At 72.9% G+C, this 22,214-nt stretch carries 24 protein-coding genes and 3 pseudogenes; 13 read left to right on the top strand and 14 right to left on the bottom strand.

From position 1 onward, the window contains the following. Nucleotides 1–1,831: thiol reductant ABC exporter subunit CydC (gene cydC, locus ACIBH3_RS21905; protein WP_396313711.1), on the top strand; the 1,831-nt coding region annotated here is incomplete at its 5' end. A gap of 44 nt (nt 1,832–1,875) precedes the next feature. Then, nucleotides 1,876–3,690, top strand: a complete 1,815-nt coding sequence (locus ACIBH3_RS21910) for a GAF domain-containing sensor histidine kinase (RefSeq protein WP_396313712.1) — start codon at nt 1,876–1,878, stop codon at nt 3,688–3,690. Between the two features lie 34 nt (nt 3,691–3,724). On the opposite strand, the gene ACIBH3_RS21915 is transcribed toward ACIBH3_RS21910, so the two are convergent. From ACIBH3_RS21915 to ACIBH3_RS21925, 3 genes are all read right to left on the bottom strand, one after another. Beyond that, nucleotides 3,725–4,570, bottom strand: a complete 846-nt coding sequence (locus tag ACIBH3_RS21915; protein ID WP_396313713.1) for an HAD family hydrolase — start codon at nt 4,568–4,570, stop codon at nt 3,725–3,727. 146 nt (nt 4,571–4,716) lie between these two features. After that, complete coding sequence (locus ACIBH3_RS21920) at nt 4,717–5,727, bottom strand: hypothetical protein (RefSeq protein ID WP_396313714.1); 1,011 nt, start codon at nt 5,725–5,727, stop codon at nt 4,717–4,719. 110 nt (nt 5,728–5,837) lie between these two features. Continuing rightward, the gene (locus ACIBH3_RS21925) at nt 5,838–6,335 is read right to left on the bottom strand and encodes a hypothetical protein (protein ID WP_396313715.1); all 498 of its coding nucleotides are present in this window, start codon (nt 6,333–6,335) and stop codon (nt 5,838–5,840) included. Nucleotides 6,336–6,514: 179 nt separating this feature from the next. Here ACIBH3_RS21925 and ACIBH3_RS21930 point away from each other — a divergent pair, with 179 nt between their 5' ends. Further along, nucleotides 6,515–7,069 carry a DUF6083 domain-containing protein gene (locus ACIBH3_RS21930; protein ID WP_396313716.1) on the top strand — a complete coding sequence of 185 codons (555 nt, stop codon included), beginning with the start codon at nt 6,515–6,517 and terminating at the stop codon, nt 7,067–7,069. Nucleotides 7,070–7,459: 390 nt separating this feature from the next. Here ACIBH3_RS21930 and ACIBH3_RS21935 read toward each other — a convergent pair whose 3' ends face one another. Both ACIBH3_RS21935 and ACIBH3_RS21940 read right to left on the bottom strand, forming a co-directional pair. Next, nucleotides 7,460–8,704 carry a hypothetical protein gene (locus tag ACIBH3_RS21935; protein ID WP_396313717.1) on the bottom strand — a complete coding sequence of 415 codons (1,245 nt, stop codon included), beginning with the start codon at nt 8,702–8,704 and terminating at the stop codon, nt 7,460–7,462. Between the two features lie 32 nt (nt 8,705–8,736). Further along, the gene (locus ACIBH3_RS21940) at nt 8,737–9,051 is read right to left on the bottom strand and encodes a hypothetical protein (RefSeq protein WP_396313718.1); all 315 of its coding nucleotides are present in this window, start codon (nt 9,049–9,051) and stop codon (nt 8,737–8,739) included. Nucleotides 9,052–9,131: 80 nt separating this feature from the next. Between ACIBH3_RS21940 and ACIBH3_RS21945 the strand changes: the two are divergent. Next, nucleotides 9,132–9,374, top strand: a pseudogene (locus ACIBH3_RS21945) (LLM class flavin-dependent oxidoreductase); the annotation flags it as partial. Between the two features lie 46 nt (nt 9,375–9,420). On the opposite strand, the gene ACIBH3_RS21950 reads toward ACIBH3_RS21945, so the two are convergent. The 3 genes from ACIBH3_RS21950 to ACIBH3_RS21960 all read right to left on the bottom strand — a co-directional run bounded on the left by ACIBH3_RS21950 (nt 9,421) and on the right by ACIBH3_RS21960 (nt 11,190). After that, on the bottom strand, nt 9,421–9,864 hold the full coding sequence (locus ACIBH3_RS21950; protein ID WP_396313719.1) for a winged helix-turn-helix transcriptional regulator: 444 nt from the start codon (nt 9,862–9,864) through the stop codon (nt 9,421–9,423). Between the two features lie 94 nt (nt 9,865–9,958). After that, nucleotides 9,959–10,864: an MBL fold metallo-hydrolase gene (locus ACIBH3_RS21955; RefSeq protein ID WP_396313720.1), complete on the bottom strand. Its 906-nt coding sequence runs from the start codon at nt 10,862–10,864 to the stop codon at nt 9,959–9,961. A 125-nt stretch (nt 10,865–10,989) separates the two neighbouring features. After that, nucleotides 10,990–11,190: a hypothetical protein gene (locus tag ACIBH3_RS21960; RefSeq protein ID WP_396313721.1), complete on the bottom strand. Its 201-nt coding sequence runs from the start codon at nt 11,188–11,190 to the stop codon at nt 10,990–10,992. Nucleotides 11,191–11,246: 56 nt separating this feature from the next. Between ACIBH3_RS21960 and ACIBH3_RS21965 the strand changes: the two are divergent. Further along, nucleotides 11,247–11,372, top strand: a pseudogene (locus ACIBH3_RS21965) (LLM class flavin-dependent oxidoreductase); the annotation flags it as partial. 52 nt (nt 11,373–11,424) lie between these two features. Here ACIBH3_RS21965 and ACIBH3_RS21970 read toward each other — a convergent pair. Together ACIBH3_RS21970 and ACIBH3_RS21975 are read right to left on the bottom strand one after the other, a co-directional pair. After that, nucleotides 11,425–11,826, bottom strand: coding sequence for a DNA-binding protein (locus tag ACIBH3_RS21970; protein WP_396313722.1), 402 nt, complete (start codon nt 11,824–11,826; stop codon nt 11,425–11,427). After that, nucleotides 11,823–12,071, bottom strand: coding sequence for a hypothetical protein (locus ACIBH3_RS21975; protein ID WP_396313723.1), 249 nt, complete (start codon nt 12,069–12,071; stop codon nt 11,823–11,825). The genes ACIBH3_RS21970 and ACIBH3_RS21975 overlap by 4 nt, the downstream gene beginning before the upstream one ends. A gap of 62 nt (nt 12,072–12,133) precedes the next feature. Here ACIBH3_RS21975 and ACIBH3_RS21980 point away from each other — a divergent pair. After that, nucleotides 12,134–12,321: pseudogene (locus ACIBH3_RS21980) on the top strand (LLM class flavin-dependent oxidoreductase); the annotation flags it as partial. 1 nt (nt 12,322) lies between these two features. Here ACIBH3_RS21980 and ACIBH3_RS21985 read toward each other — a convergent pair. The 4 genes from ACIBH3_RS21985 to ACIBH3_RS22000 form a co-directional block, all read right to left on the bottom strand. Then, nucleotides 12,323–12,589: a hypothetical protein gene (locus tag ACIBH3_RS21985; protein WP_396313724.1), complete on the bottom strand. Its 267-nt coding sequence runs from the start codon at nt 12,587–12,589 to the stop codon at nt 12,323–12,325. 199 nt (nt 12,590–12,788) lie between these two features. Continuing rightward, a complete protein-coding gene (locus ACIBH3_RS21990; RefSeq protein WP_396313725.1) occupies nt 12,789–13,463 on the bottom strand; it encodes a hypothetical protein in 675 nt (224 codons plus the stop codon). Between the two features lie 94 nt (nt 13,464–13,557). Then, nucleotides 13,558–14,439: a hypothetical protein gene (locus ACIBH3_RS21995; protein ID WP_396313726.1), complete on the bottom strand. Its 882-nt coding sequence runs from the start codon at nt 14,437–14,439 to the stop codon at nt 13,558–13,560. Next, on the bottom strand, nt 14,436–14,981 hold the full coding sequence (locus tag ACIBH3_RS22000) for an RNA polymerase sigma factor (protein WP_396313727.1): 546 nt from the start codon (nt 14,979–14,981) through the stop codon (nt 14,436–14,438). The genes ACIBH3_RS21995 and ACIBH3_RS22000 overlap by 4 nt, the downstream gene beginning before the upstream one ends. Before the next feature lie 88 nt (nt 14,982–15,069). Here ACIBH3_RS22000 and ACIBH3_RS22005 point away from each other — a divergent pair, with 88 nt between their 5' ends. The 7 genes from ACIBH3_RS22005 (at nt 15,070) to ACIBH3_RS22035 (ending at nt 22,167) form a co-directional block, all read left to right on the top strand. Then, entirely contained in the window at nt 15,070–16,005 is a 936-nt protein-coding gene (locus ACIBH3_RS22005; RefSeq protein WP_396313728.1) for a serine/threonine-protein kinase, read from the top strand. Nucleotides 16,006–16,295: 290 nt separating this feature from the next. Then, nucleotides 16,296–17,183 (top strand): LLM class flavin-dependent oxidoreductase, encoded by an 888-nt coding sequence (locus tag ACIBH3_RS22010; RefSeq protein WP_396313729.1) that lies wholly within the window; start codon nt 16,296–16,298, stop codon nt 17,181–17,183. Nucleotides 17,184–17,317: 134 nt separating this feature from the next. Further along, nucleotides 17,318–17,923: a hypothetical protein gene (locus tag ACIBH3_RS22015; protein ID WP_396313730.1), complete on the top strand. Its 606-nt coding sequence runs from the start codon at nt 17,318–17,320 to the stop codon at nt 17,921–17,923. Between the two features lie 196 nt (nt 17,924–18,119). Further along, on the top strand, nt 18,120–19,055 hold the full coding sequence (locus ACIBH3_RS22020; RefSeq protein ID WP_396313731.1) for a hypothetical protein: 936 nt from the start codon (nt 18,120–18,122) through the stop codon (nt 19,053–19,055). 36 nt (nt 19,056–19,091) lie between these two features. Further along, entirely contained in the window at nt 19,092–20,030 is a 939-nt protein-coding gene (locus tag ACIBH3_RS22025; RefSeq protein WP_396313732.1) for a hypothetical protein, read from the top strand. Beyond that, on the top strand, nt 20,027–20,914 hold the full coding sequence (locus ACIBH3_RS22030; RefSeq protein ID WP_396313733.1) for a hypothetical protein: 888 nt from the start codon (nt 20,027–20,029) through the stop codon (nt 20,912–20,914). The genes ACIBH3_RS22025 and ACIBH3_RS22030 overlap by 4 nt, the downstream gene beginning before the upstream one ends. Continuing rightward, nucleotides 20,911–22,167, top strand: coding sequence for a hypothetical protein (locus ACIBH3_RS22035; protein WP_396313734.1), 1,257 nt, complete (start codon nt 20,911–20,913; stop codon nt 22,165–22,167). The genes ACIBH3_RS22030 and ACIBH3_RS22035 overlap by 4 nt, the downstream gene beginning before the upstream one ends. Nucleotides 22,168–22,214 lie beyond the last annotated feature (47 nt).

Raw genomic sequence — 22,214 nt, forward strand, 5'->3', positions numbered from 1 at the left:
GCAGTCGGACAATCATGCAGCCCCCGGAGCGACCACCCCGGGAGCCGCCCCCGGCGCCACCCACCCTCCCGAGAGCCCACAGACAACAGCAACCCCCCGCCTGGCCCTCGCCACCACCCTCGGCACCCTCGCCCTGGCCTCCGCCACAGCCCTCATGGCCACCTCCGGCTACCTCATCTCCTACGCCTCCCAGATGCCGCCCGTCCTCTACCTGATGATGGCCGTCACCTCAGTCCGCGCCCTCGGCATCGCCCGCAGCGTCTTCCGCTACGCCGAGCGCCTCGTCTCGCATGACGCCGTCCTCCGTACGCTCGGCACGCTCCGCACCGACGTCTACCGCCGCCTGGAGCGGCTCGCCCCCGCCGCGCTGCCCGCCTTCCGCCGGGGCGACCTGCTCTCCCGGCTGGTCTCCGACGTCGACGCGATCCAGGACCACTACCTGCGCTGGCGGCTGCCCGCCACCATCGCCGTGACCGTCTCGCTCGGCTCGGCCGTGGCCCTCGGGCTGTTCCTGCCGTCCGCCGGAGTGATCCTGGGCCTGGGCCTGCTGCTCGCCGGGGCCGTCGTCCCGGCGCTGTCCGCCCGGCTCTCCTCCCGGACGGAGCGCCGGCAGGCCCCGGCCCGTGGTGAGCTGGCGAGCAGTGTGGTCGACACCTTCACCGGCACCGCCGAGCTGACCGTCTCCGGTGCGCTCCCGGCCAGGCTCGCCGCCGTCCGGGCGGCCGACCGCACCCTGACCGACCTGGCCGCCCGCTCCGCCGCGACCACCGCGCTGGGTACCGGCCTGATCGCCCTGCTGACCGGCCTGACCGTCGCGGCCGCCGCGGCCGCCGGCATCCGGGGTGTCGGTACGGGCGCGCTGGCGCCGGTCTGCCTGGCCGTCGTCGTCCTCACCCCGCTGGCCGCCTTCGAGGCGGTCACCGGGATGCCGCTCGCCGTGCAGGCGCGCGAGCGCAGCCGCGCGGCGTCGGCCCGGCTCGCCGAGGTGCTCCGGGCGCCGGCGGCGGTCGAGGAGCCCGCCGAGCCGGGCGCGCCGCCGGCGCGGGCGCTGCCGATCGCGGTGCGCGGCCTGAGCGTGCGCCACCCCGGGCAGGAGCCGTACGCGCTGCGGGGGATCGACCTGGATCTGGCCGAGGGCCGACGGATCGCGGTGGTCGGCCCGTCCGGCTCGGGCAAGACGACGCTCGCCCAGGCGCTGCTGCGCTTCCTGGACCAGGACGCGGGGGCGGTAACCTTCGCCGCCGGTCGTCCACAGGCTGTGGACAGTCGCGCGCTGGCCTCGGACGACGTCCGGCGGGTGATCGGTCTCTGTGCCCAGGACGCCCACGTCTTCGACAGCTCGCTGCGCGAGAACCTGCGGCTGGCCCGGCCCGGTGCCGCCGAGTGCGAGCTGCGCGCGGCCCTGGCCGGAGCCCGGCTGCTCGACTGGACCGACACCCTGCCCGGGGGCCTGGACACCATGGTCGGCGAGCACGGCGCCCGGCTCTCCGGCGGCCAGCGTCAGCGGCTGGCCCTGGCCAGGGCGCTGCTGGCGGACTTCCCGGTGCTGGTGCTGGACGAGCCCGCCGAGCATCTGGACCTGCCCACCGCCGACGCCCTGACCGCCGACCTGCTGGCGGCCACGGCGGACCGGACGACCGTGCTGATCACGCACCGCCTGGCGGGCCTGGCCGAGCCGGGGGCGGTGGACGAGATCCTGGTGCTGGACGAGGGCCGGATCGCCGAGCGCGGCAGCTGGGCCGAGCTGGTGGCCGACCCCGGCAGCCGGCTGTCCGGGATGTGGCGGCGGGAGCGTGAGGCGGACGGCCTGCCGCTCGACGCGCCGAGCTGACCATCACCCTTTCCGTCCAAAACCGCCCAAACTAGGCTCGCCCTATGCAGTCCACGCGCCCACCGGACCCCGCGGCCGGCCCGGATCCCGCCCCCGCCGCCGACCCGGCGCCGCACCGGGTGCCCGAGATCTCCTCGCTGGGCCTGGACACCCTGGTCACCGAGGTGTCCGAGCGCCTCCAGTCGGCCGCCGCCGTCACCGACCGGATGCAGCGGCTGCTGGAGGCGGTGGTCTCCGTCGGCGCCGGCCTGGACCTGCACGCCACCCTCCAGCGCATCGCCACCGGCGCCGCCGAGCTGGTGGACGCCGAGTACGCGGCGCTCGGCGTGATCGCGCCGGGTGGCGCCGGGCTGTCCGACTTCATCCACGTCGGGGTGGACGACCGGACGGCGGAGCGGATCGGCGAGCTGCCGGCCGGCCGGGGCATCCTCGGCGCGCTGATCGACCGCCCCGAGCCGCTGCGGCTGACCGACCTGGCCGCCGACCCACGCTCCTCCGGCTTCCCGCCGCACCACCCGCCGATGCGGACCTTCCTGGGCGAGCCGATCCGGATCCGGGACGAGGTGTTCGGCAACCTCTACCTGACCGAGAAGAAGGGCGGCGGCGCCTTCACCCCCGAGGACGAGCAGGTGGTGCACGCGCTGGCCGCCGCCGCGGGTGTCGCGATCGAGAACTCCCGGCTGTACGAGGAGGGCCGCCGCCGGGAGCGCTGGATCGCGGGAGCCGCCGCCGTCACCACCGCGCTGCTCTCCACGGACGAGGCGCAGACCGCCCTGACGGTCGCCGCGGAGGAGGTCAGGGAGCTGGCCGATGCGGCGCTCGGCATGATCCTGCTGCCCACCGGGGACGGCCAGATGCGGGTGGCGCACGCCTCGGGGGAGGCGGCCGAGTTCGTCACCGGCGAGCTGCTGCCGTCGTCCGGCTTCGCGACCCGGCTGCTGGCGGGCGAGAGCGTCTACCTGGACGACATGTCCAGCGATCCCTCGGTGACGATCCGTCTGGCCCGCACCTTCGGGCCGTCCATGGCGGTGCCGATGGTGGCCACCGGCCGGGTGCTCGGCGCGCTCTGCGTCTGGCGGGCCAGGGGTGCGACGCCGTTCAGCGACGCCGAGAAGCAGCTCGCACAGACCTTCGCCTCGCAGGCCGCACTGGCCCTGCGGCTGGCCGAGGGGCAGCGCGACCAGCAGCGCCTGGCGGTCTTCCAGGACCGCGACCGGATCGCCCGGGACCTGCACGACCTGGTGATCCAGCGGCTGTTCGCCACCGGGATGATGCTGGAGAGCGCGGCCCGGCGCTCGGAGGTGCCCGAGGTGAGGACCGGGATCGGCAACGCGGTGGACGAGCTGGACGCGACCATCCAGGAGGTCCGCACCACCATCTACGCCCTCCAGCACGACGCCCACGGCTCCGAACCCGACACCCTGCGCACCCGGGTGCTGCGCGAGGGGAGCCAGGCCGCGGCCGCGCTGGGCTTCAAGCCCTCGGTGACCTTCAGCGGCCCGGTGGAGAGCCTGGTCGGCGAGAAGACCGGACGCCAGCTGCTGGCCGCCCTGCGGGAGATGCTCTCCAACACGGCCCGGCACGCCCGGGCCTCCAGGGTCGGGGTGGAGGTGGACTCGACCGTCCACCTGGACGACGCGGGACGGCCGGTCTCCGGTGATCCCGAATCGCTGGAGCGGGCCGGCCGACCGGGCGTACTGCTGACCGTCACGGACGACGGGGTGGGCATCCCGGCCGGTGGCCGGCGCAGCGGCCTGCGCAACCTGACCAGGCGGGCCGAGGCACTGGGCGGTGACGCCTGGCACGAGCCGGGCCCGTACGGCAGGGGGACGATGGTCCGCTGGACGGCGAGACTCTGAGCGGGGCGCGCAGGGGGAGCGGCCGCCGGTGGCCTCAGGCGGCCTGGTCGTCGAGCAGCTGCTCCAGCACCGCCGCGACGCCGTCCTGCTCGTTGCTCACGGTGTGCAGCCGGACGGCGGCCAGTACCTCGGGGTGCGCGTTGGCCACCGCGTACGCCGTCCCGGCCCAGGCCAGCATCTCCAGGTCGTTGGGCATGTCGCCGAAGGCCACCACCTCGCTGCGGTCGATGCCCTGCTCCGCGCACCAGCGGGCCAGCGTGCTGGCCTTGGTGACGCCCGGCGCGCTGATCTCCAGCAGCGGGATCGGGCTGGAGCGGGTGATCTCGGCCAGGTGCCCGGCCGTCTCCCTGGCTGCGGCGAGCAGCTTGTCCGGGTCGAGGTCGGGATGCTTGGCGAGCAGCTTGAACAGTCCGCGCACCGGTCCGCCGGTGCCCAGCAGCTCCTCCGCCGGGCCGATCGGGTGGTTCTCGTCCGAGCCCCACATCGGGACCTCGTACTGCGGCTCGCGGGCGAATCCGCCCGGGTACTCGAAGGCGAACGAGGTGCCGGGCAGCCTGGTCCGCAGGGCGGTGGCCACCGCGAGCGCGTCCTCGACGCGCAGTGGGAAGCTCTCCAGCAGCTCGCCGCGCCGCACGTCGACGACGGCGCCGCCGTTCGAGCAGATCGCCACGCCGTGGCCGCCTATGTGCGGGCTGACCTGCTGCATCCAGCGCGGCGGGCGGCCGGTGACGAAGACCACCTGGACGCCGGCCTGCTCGGCGGCCGCCAGGGCGGCGGCGGTCCGGGCGGACACCGTGCCGCCGGAGCAGAGCAGGGTGCCGTCCAGGTCGGTCGCGATCAGGCGGGTGCGGGGCCTCGGCCGGCCCGGGGTGGTGGTCACCGATCCATCTTCGCGCACCGGCACCGGGAGGTCACCGCTGCCGACGGGGGTACGGGCCCCGGCACGCTGTGCGCGGAGCCCGTACCCGTACGGATCGGCCATGCCCGGCCGCCGCCGCCGTCAGCCGTGGCCGCCGGTGACGGCGGTCAGGCGACGCGCAGGGTGAGCGCGGCGGTGTGCAGCGTGCCGCCGGTCTGGAACTGCAGGAACAGCCGCCAGTCCCCGGCGGCCGGGAGCTCGGCGTGGAAGGGCAGCGTCGGGCCGCCGTCGCCGCCCGTCGTCGCGCCCTGCGGGTGGAGGTGGGCGAAGGCCTGGTCACCCGCGTGGAAAGCGGTCAGGTGCGCGTACGTGTCCAGGTACGGCTGGAGGTCGGTGACGGGTGCGCCGTCCCTGCTGACCGTGACCTTCAGCGCGCCCGCCGAGCCGGCCTTCAGCGCGCCCTCCACCGCGACGGTGTAACCGTCGACGGTCGCGGTACCGGTGGCGGCGGGCACCACCTCACTGGCCGCCGCCCCCTCGCCGGCGACGGTGACGGTCCTGCTGAGCACCAGCCCGCCGCCCGCACCGGGCCCGCTGTCGGGTGTGAAGGACGCGTACAGCCGCCAGCTGCCCGGCGCGAGCGCGGCGAGCGGAGCCGTCCAGGTGCCGTCCGTCGCCATCTCCGGGTGCAGGTGCTGGAAGCCGGTGAGGTCGGTGCGGATCGCGTAGAAGTGCATCCGCTTGGTCTGGTCGACGGCGAACGCGGTGACGGGCTTCCCGTCCGGGCCGGTGATGGTGAAGCGGTACTCGGCGGGCGTGCCGGCCGGCAGGGTGTCGGCGGTACCGGCCGTACCGGCCGTCGCGGTGAGGCGGTAGCCGCCGCGCTCGGCCGCCAGGCCGTTGCCGGCTGCGGCCCGGCCCGCGCCGGCTGCGTCGTGCCCGGCCATGTCGTGCCCCGCGTGCCCGCCGGCGCTCGGGGCGGCAGCGCTCGGGTCGGCGGTGCCGTGCGCCGCCCCGTCGGTGTGCGTGTGGTGATGGCCCGAGAAGGACGCGGCGGAGCCGCACCCGGCCAGGGCCAGCGCCAGGACGGCGGTGGCGGAGGCGGCGAGGAAGGCGCCGCGGCGGGTGCGCGCGCGGTGTGGCGCCGCGGGGGTGCGGTGGTGTGACTGAGCCTGCATGGGTGCGGTGTCCTTCTTGGTGGGCGCGCCGCCGCTGCGGCGGGCGCGGGAGTGGTCAGGGCGCTGCGGACACCGGACCGCCTGCCTCGGCGAGTCCGGTGCGGGCCCTGTCACGTCCGCGCGACGCACACCTTGAGCAGCAGCAGGCGCCCGGCCCGGGGCGGCGCCCTGGGGCTGTCGGCGGGCCGGAGCGCGGGGCCGGCCGCGATCGCGAGCAGCAGCAGGGCCAGCAGCCCGCCCGCGACCTGGCCAGGTGCGGACAGCAGCACACCACCGCCGGCCTTGGTCGACACGCAGAGCGCGCGGTCGGCGGGCGTCCGGACGGTGTCGGCGGACCGGGCGCCCGGCATCAGCCGGTGGGCGCGGGCGGCCGGCGCTGCATGGGCGCGCTGCACTGCATGGGCGTGCTGCCCGCCTGCGGGCAGCTCCACGGTCGCCCGGTCGCCCGCCGCGTGCGCGGTGCGGGTCACGGCGTGGCAGCCGGCGGCCGACGTGGGCGCGCCGTGCATCAGGAACAGGCCGGCCAGCAGGGCGCAGAGCAGCAGCACGTGGGCCGTCGGCCCGCCACCCGCCCTCGCCCCGCCCGCCGTGGCGCCGCCCGCCGTCATCCGGTCCCACCCCGTCGCCGCGTCCGTCCAGTCCCGCCGACCATACCCCCATCCGGTATCGACCCGGCGTAAATGGCGCGCCGAACCACGGCTCGGCGCGCGCTCATCGGGCTGACGATGCATCAAGTGCCCGGAGCTGGGCAGGAATCACCGAGGCAACCCCGTCGGCAGGAAGCGCCATGCCATCTCGCGACCACCGTGACGAGCACGATTCGACCGATGCCCCTCGATCCGGCCAGGCCGTCCGGCAGCCCGCGGTCTGCGCGGCCTGCGGGGACCCGCTCACCCCGTGGACGGCCGTCCTGGGGCTGGCCCGCTGCGCCTCCTGCGCCCCGGCTTCCCCGCCCGGCCCCGCCGGCCCTGACCGTGAACCGGTCTCACTCGGTGAGGCGCTGCTCGGTGCCATCGACGAGCTGGGCCGGGCCGGCCGCCTGCTCCCACTCCAACGCACCTCCGGGACTCCGGCCCCCGTGCGCACCTCCGGCACGGTCTGCCGCAACTGCGGAGCCCGCGCCGACTGGCACCGCACACCGCGCGGCGGCTGGATCCTGATCGAGCCGGGCAGCCGCCCCACCTCCGCCGTCCGGCCCGGCCACCGCTGGCGGATAGCCGGCGACGGCACGGCCGTGAACCTGGGCTCCGCCAGCCCCTCCGACACCTGCCGGATCAGCCACTTCGACATCTGCCCCGGCCCCACCCGCCCCCTCTCCCCCTCCGCCCACGGCACCCGCTGACCCGCCGGCGGGCGGCCCACCGGGTCCACACGGACCGGCTGGTCGGCGCGGAGATCCTCTCGGAGGAGCGGGTCGGGCGAACCCGAGTCATCACAGCCAGGACCGACACCGTCCTGTACCGGCCGCTTTGCGACCTGCTGCTGGTGACGTACGGGCCGATGCCTCGGTTGAGTGCGCTCCTGTCCGGCCTGGATGGCATCGATGAGGCGTACATCTACGGCTCTTGGGCAGCCCGTCATAGCGGTGTGCCAGGACCGATCCCAGCGGATGTCGACGTCTTGGTCATCGGACGGCCAGATCCGGACGAACCCTTCGATCTCGCCGAGCGCACTTCCCGGGAGCTGTACCGGGACGTCAACGCTACTGATCACCGAAAGCCGACGTCTGAGCTTACGGATGGTCGGGCTGGCGCGGCACACGCCGTGCCCTGGTGAACCTCTGCCGTCCGGCGCCGGCGGCGAGCTCGCTGAGGCGTTCGCCGACCACGGAAACGCCGGGTCGGGGCTCCTGCGCGTAGTACCAGGGCTTGCGCCGGCGCAGCAGCTCCTCACCGTGCTCGCCCCAGGTGAATCCTGGCTTCCGCAGCAGCTTCCGGAACACCGCGTCGACCGTCACCGGGTGGGCGGCGGCCAAGCGGCGGATCGGCAGTGGCGCGATCGACTCCTCTCGCAGGTACGCGCGCAACACGTCCTGGTACTGCCTGCGGCCCGCGAGGGCCGGCTCGGCGAAGAGGTCCCGAAGCATTCCGTAGTCGGCGTAGAAGTTGAGTCCGTCGACCTCGTCGTAGATGACGCCGACCGTGTCCGAGCCGGCCAGGGCTTGGGGCAGTTCGAAGGCCGGCAGATCGATTCCCGGCAGCCGCCTGCCCCTGGCCCGGTCGGGCCGCTCGGCGACGACGGCCTCGTGCCGGTGCCGGTAGTAGGCGTTGAGCCTCTCCTCGACCTTGGCCGGGGGAAGGACCAGTTCGTCGCTGCCGCAGAACTCGACGAACGCGGCCCGGTCCACCCGCATCGACTCCCATCCCTGCTCGATCTTCTCGGGGTTGCGGAAGACCAGTTCGGGTTGACTGGTGGCCAGCTGGAGTGCGGCCCGGGCGATCTCGGTCGCGCTGGACTTCGGGTAGGACGACATCGCGCCCGAGATCAGCCACGCCCCCTCGGTCGAGTGGACAGGCACCAGGCAGGTAAGGAGGAATCCCCCCTTGGACACTCCGCGGAAGGCCGCCCGCCCGACGTTCGAGTACGTGCGGTACTCCAGGTCGTCGACCAGGTTCAGCAGGACGACGGCGTCCCCGTCCTTGCGCTGGATCTCGAAGACGCCCTCGACCGGGTCACGCCAGCCGAGCAGCATCGCCCGATCGGCTTCGCTCAAGTCCCGCCGTCCGGCGACGAATCGGTCCACCACGGTCGCCCCGTCCGGCAGGCGGTACCGCAGGATGAAGTTGTCGATGATACGGATCGCCTCACCCTCGTCCAGCCGCCGCTCAGGGCCTGCTGCCTCCAGGAGGAGGGGAGTCAGCCACCTGTCGAAGCGCGCGCTCTGGGCGAAGACGACCAGCTCGCCCTTCAGCTCGGCACTTCGCTCGATCAGGCCTCGCAGCGACGCCTCGTCCTTGCTCCGCACAACGACAGCCATGAGAGCCCTCTCGGTCTTGAAGGTTCCGACGCTCACTGCGCCCAGTAGTAGCGATACGCCTCGACCCACTCCGCTCCATCCGGAGCCGGGTCCGGCAAGGGAAGGTCCAACAGCCCGATCGCCTGCCGGAATCCGCCGCGGGCGCACAGGGCGACGATCCTTCCGTCCCGCGACAGGTCGACGCCGCGCACGGTCACCTCGACGCCCAGCACCACGGTGCTGAACGGCACCGCCAGGTTCTCCTCGACGGCGGCGAACAGACCCGACAGCTGCTCGTGCTCGTCGTAGGTGTCGACCGTCGCCTCGTCGACCAGCGCGGCGAGTTCTCGCTTGCTCAACGTGCCCATGGCGCCACGCTAGCCGAACTGCTCGCGCCGACTTGCGGGCGGTCCGGAGCCCCGCCGATTCGCGGGCATATCGTCACTGCATGCGCTTGAGTACCGTTATCCTGCCCATCCACCGGTGGAGCGAGGGCCAGACGATCTGGCGTCGGGCCGAGGAACTCGGCTTCCACACCGCGTACACCTACGACCACCTGTCGTGGCGGAGCTTGCGGGACGAACCCTGGTTCGGCTCGGTCCCGACCCTGACGGCGGCCGCGGCGGCGACCGAGCGGATCCGGCTGGGGACGCTCGTCACCTCGGTCAATCCTCGTTCACCCATCACGGTCTGAGCCGCGAGAACAGGGCAGGCGGGGGGACTGCACCGCTCCAGGATCAGTGCCCGAGGTCCGACGCCCGGTGCTCGTAGGCGGCCCGAGCCGCGTTCACGTCGTTGATGTACCGCTCCGCCCAGTCTCGGACCGCACCGAGTGGGGCCTCCAACGTCCGCCCCAGTTCTGTGAGACGGTACTCGACCTTGGGCGGCACGGTCGGATGGACGGTGCGGCTGACAAGTCCGTCGCGCTCCAGACTCCGCAAGGTCTGCGTGAGCATCTTCTCGCTGATGCCGTCGACGGCCTCGCGCAGCTCGCTGAAGCGCAGCGTTCCGTTCGCCAACACGCCGACGATCAGCGCGGTCCATTTGTCGGCGATCCGGTCCAGGGCCGCGCGGGACGGACAGGGCGCGCTGTAGGTGTCGGCCGGCTTGCCGTCCGGCAGCCAGGCCAAGACCCGGCCGGGGGTTCCCGGCCGGGGACGGGCGGTACGGGGGGCGGGCATGCTCGTACGCTAGTCCACCGCCGATGCCGCGAGGGGTAGTGGCCCGTCGCGGCAGTCGGCCGGCCGTTCTCGACGGGGGTGCTGCCCGTCGCCGCTACCCCACTGCGATGGCGGCGGGACCGCCGGCCCAGGTCCGCCGCAGCGCAGGAGGGACGACCCGCCCGAACACATGACCCGCGAAGTGACCTCCGGCCAGGAGTGTGTCCCCGTCCTCAAGTTCCATGAGGAGCCGAGCGCGGGTACGGAGGCCCTGCTCCGGATCGTCGTCGAACACGCACGTCCACTGATCCTGGGTGATCTGCACCTGGCAATGCATGATGTCGCCGAGGATGATCAGACGCCGGCTGTCGGCACCGGACGGATCCGTGACGATCAGACTGCTGTGACCTGGTGTGTGCCCGGGCGTCGACAGGATCCGTACGCCGGGCGCGATTTCCTCGCCGTCCACGACGAACGCGACGACACCGTCAAGCGGGGCCTGCACCGACTTCGCATCCGGTCCGGGAAATGTCCCCCGCCCTTCCCAGTGCCGCCACTCCGCTTCGCTCACCAGGTGCCGGGCCTCGTGGAACGTCAGTCCGCCGACCTCCCGGCCGGCAGGGAAATGCGGAGCCGGAGCGATATCGCTGGTCCACCCGACATGGTCGTGGTGCAGGTGTGTGTACACGACAGCGTCCACATCAGCGGGTGAGAGGCCCTCGGCGGCCAGACTCTTCACCAGCGCGCCGGCCTTGAAGGAGGCCACATCGGGAATCACATAGTCGACGGTGCCCAGGCCCAGGTCGACAAGGACGGACCGCCCGCCGGCGCGAATCAGGAACGAACCGATGCTGACCGGGAATCGGCCGTGCTCGTCAAGGAACTCCGAATGCGTCGCCCAACCGTCCGGCATGCTGCAGGGAAAGAAGGCGGCCGGATCGAGCCAGCCCTCTCCATCGGGCAGGTAGGTCACCGTCGTCTCACCGATAGCGATCTGGGCGCGAAGCGCGGGCTGAACCACAGTTCTCTCCTCAACAGGCTGTCAGGCTCGGCGCGGCCGGCAAGGCGCACCCTTCGCTACTGACTATTGGAGAGCGACAACACGTGGGGAAGTACGCACTTGTAAGTGCGTCCCCAGCGCACGGGTCAGATCCGCTCGACCGCGATACGACGGTGGCACAGCCGACGCAGGTCGTCGACGTCGCTGGTCACGACGGTCACATCACCGTGTTCCAGATGGGCGGTGGCGGCGAGCATCGCGTCGATGGCGTACCTGTGACCGTGGAGCCCGTTGGCCACCAGCAGCTTGCTCGCAGCCCGGGCGATCTCCTCCGTGGCGGGTCTCACCTTGGTCAGGGAGACGGCGTGGTCGAATGCCGCCTGCGGCACTGTGGGGTCACGTGCCTCCGCGGTCCTTCCGGGACGAGCCGTGGTTCGGGGCGGTGCCGACCCTCACCGCCGCCGCGGCGGCGACCGAGCGGATCCGGCTGGGGACCTTGGTGACCTCGGTCGATCCTCGTTCACCTATCAGAGCCTGACCTGCGGAAACAGTTGCCGGGAGTGCCCAAGTCCCACTCAGACTCAGATCGCGATGAGGCGGACGCGGGTGCCGCAAAGCTTGGCCATGTCGTCGATGTCCGAGGTGAGCATGGCTACCGGTCCGGGCTGGCGGAGCGCCATTTCGGCGACGGTCGCGTCGATCGCGTACTTGTGGCCGTGCAGGCCGGCCTGCTTCAGCAACTCGGCCGAGGCTCGTGCAGCCTGTTCTGTCACCGCCTCAATCTTGACCTGCGAGAGCACCCAGTTCAGTCGGGGAGCGTTCACCCGTGTGTGCATCACCTCCACGATGGTGTTGGCGCAGACCACCAGATCGGCCGCCATGGAGTGGAAGGAGCGGATCATCGCCATCACGCTACGGTCCTGCGAGATCCAGGCGGACACTCCCTGGGAGTCCAGTACGACGGTCTCGATGCGCTCGCTCACGCGGCGTTGGCCGGGTTCTCGCGCTCGGCCGAGCCGAAGATCCGCGCATGCGCGGCGGCGAGCTCCTCCTCCGCGAACCCGCCGTGCTCCTCTTCGTAGCGGCGCAGCTCCTCACCGAGCAGCTGGTGCCTGATCTGCCGGGCGACCGCCTCGGCGACGTAGCCGGAGACGTTGTCCGTGAGCTTCTTCAACTCGGCCACCTGCTCAGTGGGCAGGGTGACCGTGATCCGGGTGGTAGCTGCCATAGGGCAAGCATACTGCGGTATGTTCCGGCTTGGTCGGGCTTTCACGACATAGGGCCGGCACCATGCGACTGGGTACGGTGATCCTCCCATCCACCGGCGGAGCGAGGAACTCGGGTTCCATGCCGCGTACACCTATGACCACCTGTCGTGGCGGTCGTTCCGGGACGAGCCGTGGTTCGGGGCGGTGCCGACGCTGACGGCGGCGGCCACCGCGACCGAGCGGATCCGCCTCGGCACGCTGGTCACTTCGGTCAGTCCTTCTTCATGCATCGCGGCCTGACCTGCGGAAACGGATCGGAGGCGGCCGGCAAAGGCCCGCCCGGAGGCTGCCGGAGCGCGCTCGGGTGGTGAACGGCCCGCTCCGGCGGTGACTCTCGGTTGAGCTGGGCAAGGCCCTCGGTGGCGATCTCTTCGAAGATCGAGTCGGGCGCCGGCCGGTGGATCACCAACTCGGTGATGCCCAGCACACAACCCCGGATGTTCCACGCCTCCACTGCCGAGATGATGGCTTCAATCACGAGACTTCACGTGAACGAAGCCAGAGAGACGGGCAGAGGTACCTGTCCGGTGTTCCTGGGCTTGAAACCAGCGGTGGTCATGGGCATGGAGTGCGGCTGTTCACAGTGGCACTGGGGGTGCACGGCCCCCGGGCGTGCGAGCCTCTTCGACGTTCGGGGCCGGCTCCGCCCGGCGGCGCGGGCGGAGCGGGGCTGCCGTTCAGGAGGAGAGGCGGTTCAGTGCTGCGGTGGTGATGCCTTCGACGTAGGTCGGGGCGTTGGCGGGCTGGCCGGTGAGCTCGACGATGGCGACCTTGGTGCCGCTGCGCAGGACCGCGACCCCGCCGCTGACGGTGCCGTCGCCGTTGTAGGCCGGGTACCAGCGGGCGGTGCCGCCGGTGACGGTCAGGGTGTGGGCCGCGCCGTAGTGCCAGTGGCCGGCGGGCTCGTCCTGGCAGTCCTGAACGAGCGCGACGAGCTGCTTCTCCCAGGTGTCGGCCGCGGTCCCGGTGGGGGCGCTCGCGGCCGACTCGATCAGCATGCCGTGGGTGTCGAAGGTCCAGTTCACGGACGCGTACGCGGTGGCCTTGTCCTTGGTCAGGTCGCGCATCGTCTCCTCGCCGGAGCACGCGGACAGCGCCTGGCGTCCGGTCAGCGCAACGGTCGCGCCGACCGGGTTCATGCCCTTCTGGAAGTCCTCGCTCTGGACGAGGTGGGCGGAGCCGAGTCCGGGCGCGGCGACCGCAGCCGGGCGGGCGGCGTTGTGCGCGGCCCCGTCGGCGGTGGCCGACTGGGTGCCGACGACGCTGGCCGTGATCAGCGCGGCGGCGAAGCAGGCCGCGGCGGCGACCCGGTTGCGGCGGACGGACTTCTGGACGGTCTGGTTCTCGGTCATCTGGTCCCCCTACTGGTCGGGACGCCTGCTGCGTCCTCGTACAACCGGGGAGATGCCGCCGCTGAAGGGAAAGTTGGAGCCCTGACCGGCTGTTTCACAGCTGTGACAGAGCGGTCCTGACGACGCGGTCCATCGCGGCCGTGCCCAGGCAGGCGTGGACCTCCAGCACTCCGTAGTGGTTGCCGCTGCGCAGCACGGCGATGCCGCCGCAGGGCTCCTTGCCCTCGGGCGCACTGCCGGTGGTGTTGAGCGATCCCTGGTAGACGCCCATCCAGCGCGCGGTGACGTCCGGGGCGAGCTGCAGCGTCGTGGTCTTTCCGTAGACCCAGTGCCCTGGCGCTTGCTCCTGGCAGGGCACCTCCTCCAGCAGCAGGCGTTCGCTGTAGTTCTGCGCCAGGGAAGGGCTCCGGGCGTCGGCGGCGACCTCGCGGGCGACCTGGCCGCCGCTGTCGGCGGCCACTGTGGGGTCGTCCGGGCTGGTGCGGGGGCTGGTCATCAGTCCGCGGAAGTGGGCACCGGGCCCGCCCAGGGTCTGACTGAGGGTCTTCTCGCCGGCGCAGGCCGCGTTGGCGTAAGACCCGTCGCCGTACCGGTCGGTGACGTGGATCTGCCCGATGCCGAGGTCCGGGCCGAACGCCGCGGGTCCCAGAAGGTTCGCGGTCGTCACCGGCCCGGTCGCACCGGTCGCACCGGTCGCACCGGTCGCACCGGTCGGCGAGGCGGAGCCGGAGCCGGAGGCCGAGGACGCGGGCGTCGGGACGGACCCGCCGGGCGTCGCGGGAGCGGACGCGCCCTGGGACGCCCCGTCGGCCGCGGCACCCGACCGCGCTGCCGGGTGCGCGGTAGCGCCGGGGGGCGGTGGCAGGACGAACCGGCCGGCCGCCAGCCCGAGCGCGGCGGCTGCCACCAGGGCGGCGACGGCGGACCGGGGCCGGATGACGACGTGGCCGCCGCCCGCCGCGGGACCCCCGTTCACAGACCGGTGACCAGACGCTCGCGCATGAAGCGGCGGGCCTGGTGGATACGGTCCTTGACCGTGCCCAACGGGGCGTCCAGTGCCTCGGCCACCTGAACGTAGGTCAGGTCGCCCAGGTCGCGCAGTACGAAGGACTCCACCAGGGTGGGGTGCTGCTGCTCCAGCGCGGCCAGCGCCTCCATCAGGTCGAGCCGGGTCCCGGCGATGACGCTGGTGGTGCGCGGGTCGACGGACTCGGGGAGGTCGGCGTGGCTGTCCTCGGCGCGCCGGCGCATCGAGCGGTAGGTGGACCGGGCGGCGTTCGAGGCGATCACCGTCACCCAGCCCAGGAAGGAGCCGTGGCCGCCGTACTCGCGCAGGTGCGTGCTGATGGACAGTAGCGCGTCCTGCGCGGCCTCCTCCGCATCGGTGTGGTGGGGCAGGAAGCGCGAGCAGCGACGCAGCACCACCGGCCGCAGCTTGGCCAGCAGGTACTCCATCGACCCCAGGTCCCCCGCCTGAGCAGCCGCCACGAGCCGTTCCAGCTCACCTTCCTCGAACACCCGGATCCCCCCCGATTCGTCCCGCCTGGCATCCCGCCCGTCGAACGGGAGTTCCGCACTCCCCCCGACTCCGGCAGAATGCTGCCACATGCACAAGCTCGGCCGTTACCTCCTCCTGGAGCGGCTCGGAGCCGGCTCCTTCGCGACGGTCTGGAAGGCCTACGATCCGGAGCTCGACACCGAGGTCGCGGTGAAGGTGCTGGCCGAGAACTGGGCCGCCAACGCCGATGTGCGCGAGCGGTTCCTGACGGAGGCCAGGCTGCTGCGCCGGATCGCCGACCCGCGGGTGGTCCGGGTGCACGACGTCGGGGTGCAGGAGGACCGGCCCTACTTCGTCATGGACTACGTACGCGGCGGCACCCTGGCGGACCGGGTCGGGCAGTGCGACCCGCAGGAGGCGCTGCGGCTGGCCGCGGAGGCGGGCTACGCGGTCCAGGTCCTGCACGAGGCGGGCGTGGTGCACCGCGACGTCAAGCCGTCCAACCTTCTGCTCGCCACCGGCCCTGCGCCCGCCGCGGTGCTGGTGGCGGATCTGGGCAGCGCGAAGCACCTGGCCGACGCATCCGGGCTGACGGTGACCACGGGCACGCCCGCGTACATGGCACCGGAACAGGCCTTCCAGACCGGCGGGATCGACGGGAGAGCCGACGTGTACGCGTTGGCCGTCGTGGCCTACGAACTGCTGACCGGGCAGAAGCCGTTCGGCCCCGGCGGACGCGCCACAGCCCTGATGACCGACCAGCCGACCGCCTCGACGCTGCCGGCGCTCCCCGCCGGAGCGGAGCTCCCACCGAACGTCGCCCTGCTGCTACGAACCGCGATGTCCGTCGAGCCGACGGACCGACCGCCGACCGCCCAGGCCTTCGCAGACGCGCTGCTGGCTCCGGTCCCGCAGTCCCAGCCCGAAGGAGAGGGCCCAGGAACTGTCCGGGAAGGCCCCGGGTGGCTGACCCCGCGCGCGGTCTGTCTGGCGTCGGGCACAGTGTTCACGGCGACGACCCTGCTGAGCTGGCTGCAGCGTTGAATCCGACGGGGAGCCGGTTCGCACCGGCGGTCGTGTCCTGGAGAGGGATCCGGCCGCAAACGCGTGAAGGATCCCGGTCCTCCTCGTCACCGGACGGGCGGACCGAAGCGCGCTTCGCAGAACATGCTCGATCTCCGTGCGTTCCAGGGGGTCGGGCCAGTCGACGGCGAACACCGGGTACTCGATCCGCCAGGTGAACAGATCCGGCAGGAACTGGGTGAGCGGCCCCCGATAGTGCCTCGTCAAGTCAGCGGGCGCTGGCCGCTGACGGCTACCGTAGGGTCGGCTCCATGCGACTGAGCACGGTGATCCTCCCCATCCACCGGTGGAGCGAAGGACAGAAGATCTGGCGGCGGGCCGAGGACCTCGGGTTCCATGCCGCGTACACGTATGACCACCTGTCGTGGCGGTCGTTCCGGGACGAGCCGTGGTTCGGGGCGGTGCCGACGCTGACGGCGGCGGCCACCGCGACCGAGCGGATCCGCCTCGGCACGCTGGTCACTTCACCGAACTTCCGGCACCCGGTGACGCTGGCCAAGGAGCTGGTGTCGGTGGACGACGTGTCCGGCGGGCGGCTGACCGTCGGGATCGGGGCCGGCGGGATCGGCTTCGACGCCACGGCGATGGGGCAGGAGCCGTGGTCGCCCAAGGAGCGGGCGGACCGGTTCGGGGAGTTCCTGCCGCTGCTCGACCGGCTGCTGACCCAGGACGCCACCACCGAGCAGGGCACGTACTACTCGGCGGTCGAGGCGCGGAACATCCCCGGCTGCGTACAGCGCCCCCGGGTGCCGTTCTACGTCGCCGCCGCCGGCCCGCGCGGTATGCGGCTGGCCGCGGAGTACGGCCAGGGCTGGGTGACGTACGGCGACCCGAAGGGTCCGGCGGACGTACCGGTCGAGCAGGCGCCGGCCGTCGTCGCCGCGCAGCTGGCGAAGCTCGCGGCCGCTTGCGAGGCGCGCGGGCGGGACGTCGCCGAGCTGGAGAAGGTGCTGCTCCAGGGCTCGACGGCGGAGAGGCCGCTCGCCTCGGTCGACGCCTTCGTCGACTGGGCGGGCACCTACCGGGAGTTGGGGATCACCGAGCTGGTGGTCCACTGGCCCGTCCCCGACTCGATCTTCGCGAACGACCTCGCGGTCTTCGAGCGGATCGCCACCGAGGGGCTGGCCCAGCTGGGCTGACCGGGCGGCGGCCGGGGTGGCGGCCAGGGCGGCGGGGCTCGGGGGTGAGCGGCGTGCGCGGCTGTCCGGGGCGGCCGGTACTCTGTGCGATCGCCAGCAGTGATCTGATCATGCATCACAGGGGGAACACCGCGATGACTCATCGCCGAATGCTCACCGCCGCCATCGCCGCCGCCGCCGCGGTGGTCGGGCTTGCCGCGTGCGGGCCCGACAACTCGTCGGAGTCGGCCGCGCCCGCCAGCACGGCTGCCGTGGCCGCCACCGGTGGCGCCTCGGCCGCGCCGTCGGGCGCGCCCACCACCACGCCGGGCAAGGCCTCCAAGGCGCCGTCCAAGGCGCCGACGAAGGCGGGCTCGGGCACCCCGGGTACGGACGGTGAGCCCGAGCAGTTCTGCGACGCGGCGGCGCTGCCCGCCGGGCACAAGATCGTCTTCCCGAGCAAGGCCACCGCGACCGGCATGTCCGCCAAGGACAGCGAGCCGCGCTGCGGCGTGAACGACGTCATGTTCGCGCCCGTCGGTGCCGACAAGGCCTATCAGTTCGCAGCGGGCGTCAAGGCGCAGCTGCGGTCGGTGATGGTCCCGCCGAAGGACGTCAACGCCGCCGAGCTCGCCACCCACATCACCGAGTGTGTGGCCCACAAGGAGAAGCCCGGTTACCCGTGCACCGACGGGGACTACGAGATCACCGTGGACGCCGCGGGCAAGATCACCGAGATCCTGGAGCGCCCGCACTCCTGATCCGGCGCCGCGGCCGGGGCGGCCCGAGCAACGCAACCGGCGGGCCCGCGGGCCCGCCAGTTGCGGTTCGATCACGGGTGTCCGATTGGTTGCTCATTGCGTCGACTGTCGGGGTTAAGTCCTTTGTCAATCAGCCGGGTTCACTCTCATACTTTCAGCTGAACGCGTTTGCAGTAGGCCTGGATGGCCTTCGGGGGTGGCTCGGTTCGGGCTCGTGCGCGGCATCTTCTTCTGCTGGGGGATCTCCTTGTCCGCGCCCGAGAACGCGTCGTCCGTCGACCTGCCCGTACCTGACGCCGCGCCGGTCGAAGCCGTGGCCGTCGAGCCTGCCGTACCTGCCGTACCTGCCGTACCCGCTGCGCCTCGTTGGGTGCCCCGGGCGCTGGGGGTGGCGCTGGCCACCGTCGGGCTGCTCGCCGTCACCGCGACCAGCGCGGCCGTGACGGTCGCGGTCGGCAAGCCGGACGGCCGTTCGGCGGTCGCCGGCGCCGCTGTGCCCGCGGCCTCCGCCACGGGCCAGAGCGCGGCCGCCTCGCCGACCCCGGTGCAGACGCCCACGCCCACCCCGGCGCCCACCCCGTCCGCCACCGCGACCCCGACGCCCAGGCCGACCAGCACCGTGCACGGCACCGTCAACGGCGGTACGCACGGCGGCGACCTGCGGTACTTCTTCGTGCCGGTCCCCGAGGGCGGCGAGTCCTATGGCAGGCCGGAGGGCTCCGAGCTGACGGACGAGGAGATGGCCGACGAGTACGGCGGCCAGAAGGACATGGCCGAGATCCTGGCCTCGTACGGGTTCAAGGAGGCCGTCGAGCGCGTCTACCGGACGCGCGACGGCAAGGCGGAAGTCACCATCCGCCTGATGCGTTTCTCCTCGGCGGCCATGGCCGAGGAGTTCACCAAGAACGACACCATGAAGAGCGGCGAGGCCTTCGACATCGACGGCGACGAGAACGCCCGCGGCTTCCTGTTCAAGCCCAAGCAGCCGGGCTACACCGGCTCGATGGTGGGACTCGCGGTGCAGGGCGACGTCGAGTTCCAGGTCGTCATCGACGTGAAGGGCACGCCCGACCGGGCGCTGCTCGCCGATGTGGTCAAGCGTCAGCGTGAGCGCCTGTCCTCCGGCGGCTGAGTCGCCCGCTCTCCTCCCACTCTCTGGAGCAACACCGTGAGCACCGAGTTCGTGGAGCCGTCGGCCGCCGACGCGCCTCCGCCGCCTCTCCCCGCCGGTCCGCAGGCAGATCCGCCGGCCGGCCCGGCGGCAGCAGAACCGTGGGCGTCACCGGCGTCACCGGCGTCACCCGCGTCACCCGCGTCACCCGCGCCGGTCGAGCCTGCTGATCCATTCGCGCTGCCCCAGCCGCCGGCGCCTGCCGAGCACTACGCCGAGCAGCCGGCCGAGGCGCCCGCCCGCCGGCCGCGCAAGCCGCGCCCGGTGCTGCTGCTGGTCTCCGCGCTGGTGGTCGGCACGCTGCTGGGCGGCGGCATCGGGTACGCGATCCAGGCGAACCGCCCGCCCACGCCGCTGCCGCCCCTCCAGGTCGCGCTGCCCACCTACCCGGCTGCCCGGCTGGACGCCCGGGCCGCCGCCTCGGCCGCGCCCGAGCCGCTCAGCCTCGACGGCGACCTTCGCAAGCTGGTGCTGAGCCGCCCCGACGGCACGGAGCCCTGGGCCGACTACCCCGACGTCCCGTCGTGGATGACCGTCGGTGACCTCGCCGACCACAAGACCTCGGCCAAGACCGTGTTCAAGATGCTCAACCAGCAGGGCCTGCGCCGAGCGGCGGAGGTCGACTGGAAGAAGGGCGACACGAGGTACCGGATCTCCCTGATCCAGTTCGGGCCGGACCGGGCCGAGTCGGCGGTGGAGTGGGCGATGAATTCGCTGGACGCGGGGAGCACCGCCTTCACGGGCGGGGTGAACGGCGGCTACCAGGTCGAGGACAAGCAGCAGGTCTGGGGCGGCACCACTGACAAGTACTACTACGGCTACGCCGTCGCGCGACGCGGCACCGTGGTGATGGAGATCGAGATCTTCGCACCGCAGAAGGTGGACGCCACCGAACTCAGAGATCTCGCCAAGCGGCAGTGGGAGCGGCTGATATGAGCGACAGCACCTCGGCCCCGGCGCAGCTCGCGCAGCCCGCGGTGGCCGATCCGGCCCCCGCCGTTGCGGCGCAGGCCCCGCAGGTCCCGCAGGCCGCATCGGCCTCAGAGCTCCCGCAGCTCCCGCAGCCTCCGGCAGTACCCGCCCCCGTCCGTCGCCGCCTCCTGCGCGCCACCGCCGCGACCGTGGCCGCCGCGCTGGTCGGCGTGGGCATCGGCGTGGGCATCATCAAGGTGGAGTACGGGGACGACGCCCCGGCGGCTGTCGCCGGCGCTCCCGCCACGGCCTCCCCCGCCACGACCGCCACTCCCGGCCCGGTCTTCGGCGCCAAGTCCAACGGCAATCACTTCGGTTCGCTGCGCGACCTGCTGCTCCCCGTGCCGTACGGCTACGCCCTCGGCCCGGACCACGGACTCGACGGCAACGACGCCGAGCTGACGTCCGACCAGCTCGCGGCGGAGATCGACGCGGATCTCGCCGACGTGCCCAAGGACAAGCGCGAGCAGTTCCGGGCGTACTGGCAGGGCCTGCACGTCAAGGCCACCGGCGTGCGGTCGCTGGTGAGCGGCAGCTACGACGTGGTCGTGCAGCTGAGGCTCAGCCAGTTCAACCAGCAGGAGGTGCAGAGGTCGAGCGACCTCACCGCGCTCTTCGCCGACGTGTACCGGCTGGGCCCGGAGATCCCCGGCCACCCCGAGGCGCACTGCTACCTGCCGCCCGCTCCGCCCGGCGAGGAGATCGACCACATGGAGTGCGCGGCGGCCGAGGGCGACCTCCTGGCCCTGATGAGCGTCGAGGGCCTGGCACCGCTGCCCAAGGACAAGCTCGTCACTCTCTTCACCCAGCAGCTCGACCGGCTCGCCCGCCCTGGAGCGTCAGTATGACCGACAGCGTCAGCCCGGCGGACGGCACCGGCACCGCCGCCCCCGCCGCCTCCATCGTCACCGGCACCTCCGCCATCGGCGACGGGACGGCGCCCATCGGCGCTCCGGAGGCCCCGGAGGTCCTGACCGCCCCGACCGCGCCACCCGGGACGGCCGACGGCACGCCGGAGGCACCCGGCAGCGCGGACGGCACAGACGGTACGGACCGCACAGACGGCACGGAGCGCGCGGACGGGACGTCCGACGACACAGTCGCGCCCGCGCCCGAGAGCGAGGAGCAGCGCGCGGAGCGCCGCGCGCGCGCCCGGCGCCGGTGGCTCGCTGCCGCGCGCTGGAGCGCGGCGGTGCTGGTCCTCGGGCTCACCGGGACGGCGGCCGCGATCGGGGTGACCACCCCGGACCGCACCGACCTTCCGGGCCTCGCGACGAAGGGCGACGGCCGCTACACCTACCCGCAGCTCGTCCTGCCGCCGTTGCCGCCGCTGCCGTCGGGCCGGAGCACCCCGGGCCCGCAGGACGCCCGGCACACGGCCGACCTGCGGCTGCTGCTGCTCCCCGTCCCCAAGGAGGCGGGCGGTTCGCTGACCCCGCTGTCCTTCGCGGTACCCACGGCGTCCGGACCGGCATCCCCGTCCGGTTCCACGTCCCCGTCCCCGTCCGCCTCCGCCTCCGGAAGCGCCACGCCGACACCCACGGCCACGTTCTCCCCGTCCCTGTCCCCGTCCCCGTCGTCGTCGTCAGTGACGTCGGCGCCGGCCGCGTCGCCCAGCCCCTCGGGCGCGCCCGGCCCCGCCGCCTGGGTGCGGTGCGAGGACGTGGCGGCCGAGCAGCGCGACCCCGCGACACTGCTCAGCTCGCTGGCCGAGAACGCCTGCCGGTCCGCCACCGTCCGGGAGTGGACGGCGCAGGACGGTACGCGGACGCAGATCCGGTTGCTCGGGTTCGGCTCCTCCACCGAGGGCCGCGAGGTGTTCGGCCTGCTGCGCGCCAGCGGTGCGCCGAAGGACCTGGACGGCCTGAACACCGTGTCGGACAAGGACTACGCCGGCGTCCCCGGTGTCCGGCTCTCCCTGCGCGCGAACGGCGAAGGCGGCGCTGACTCCCGGGCGACCGCCCGGGTCGGCTACCTCCACGCGGGCGACGTCGTGGGTGTCATCGTGATGACCAACCCCGGCGGTGTCCCCGCCCAGGCGTTCCGCCAGGCGGTCACCCTCCAGTCCGACCTGCTCGCCGGAGCCTCCGGACCCTCCTGAGCCCCCGGGAGCCCGGGAGCCCTGAGCCCCCGATCCCGGGGCCGTGG

This window comes from Kitasatospora sp. NPDC050543, assembly GCF_044457565.1.
Classification (GTDB): domain Bacteria; phylum Actinomycetota; class Actinomycetes; order Streptomycetales; family Streptomycetaceae; genus Kitasatospora.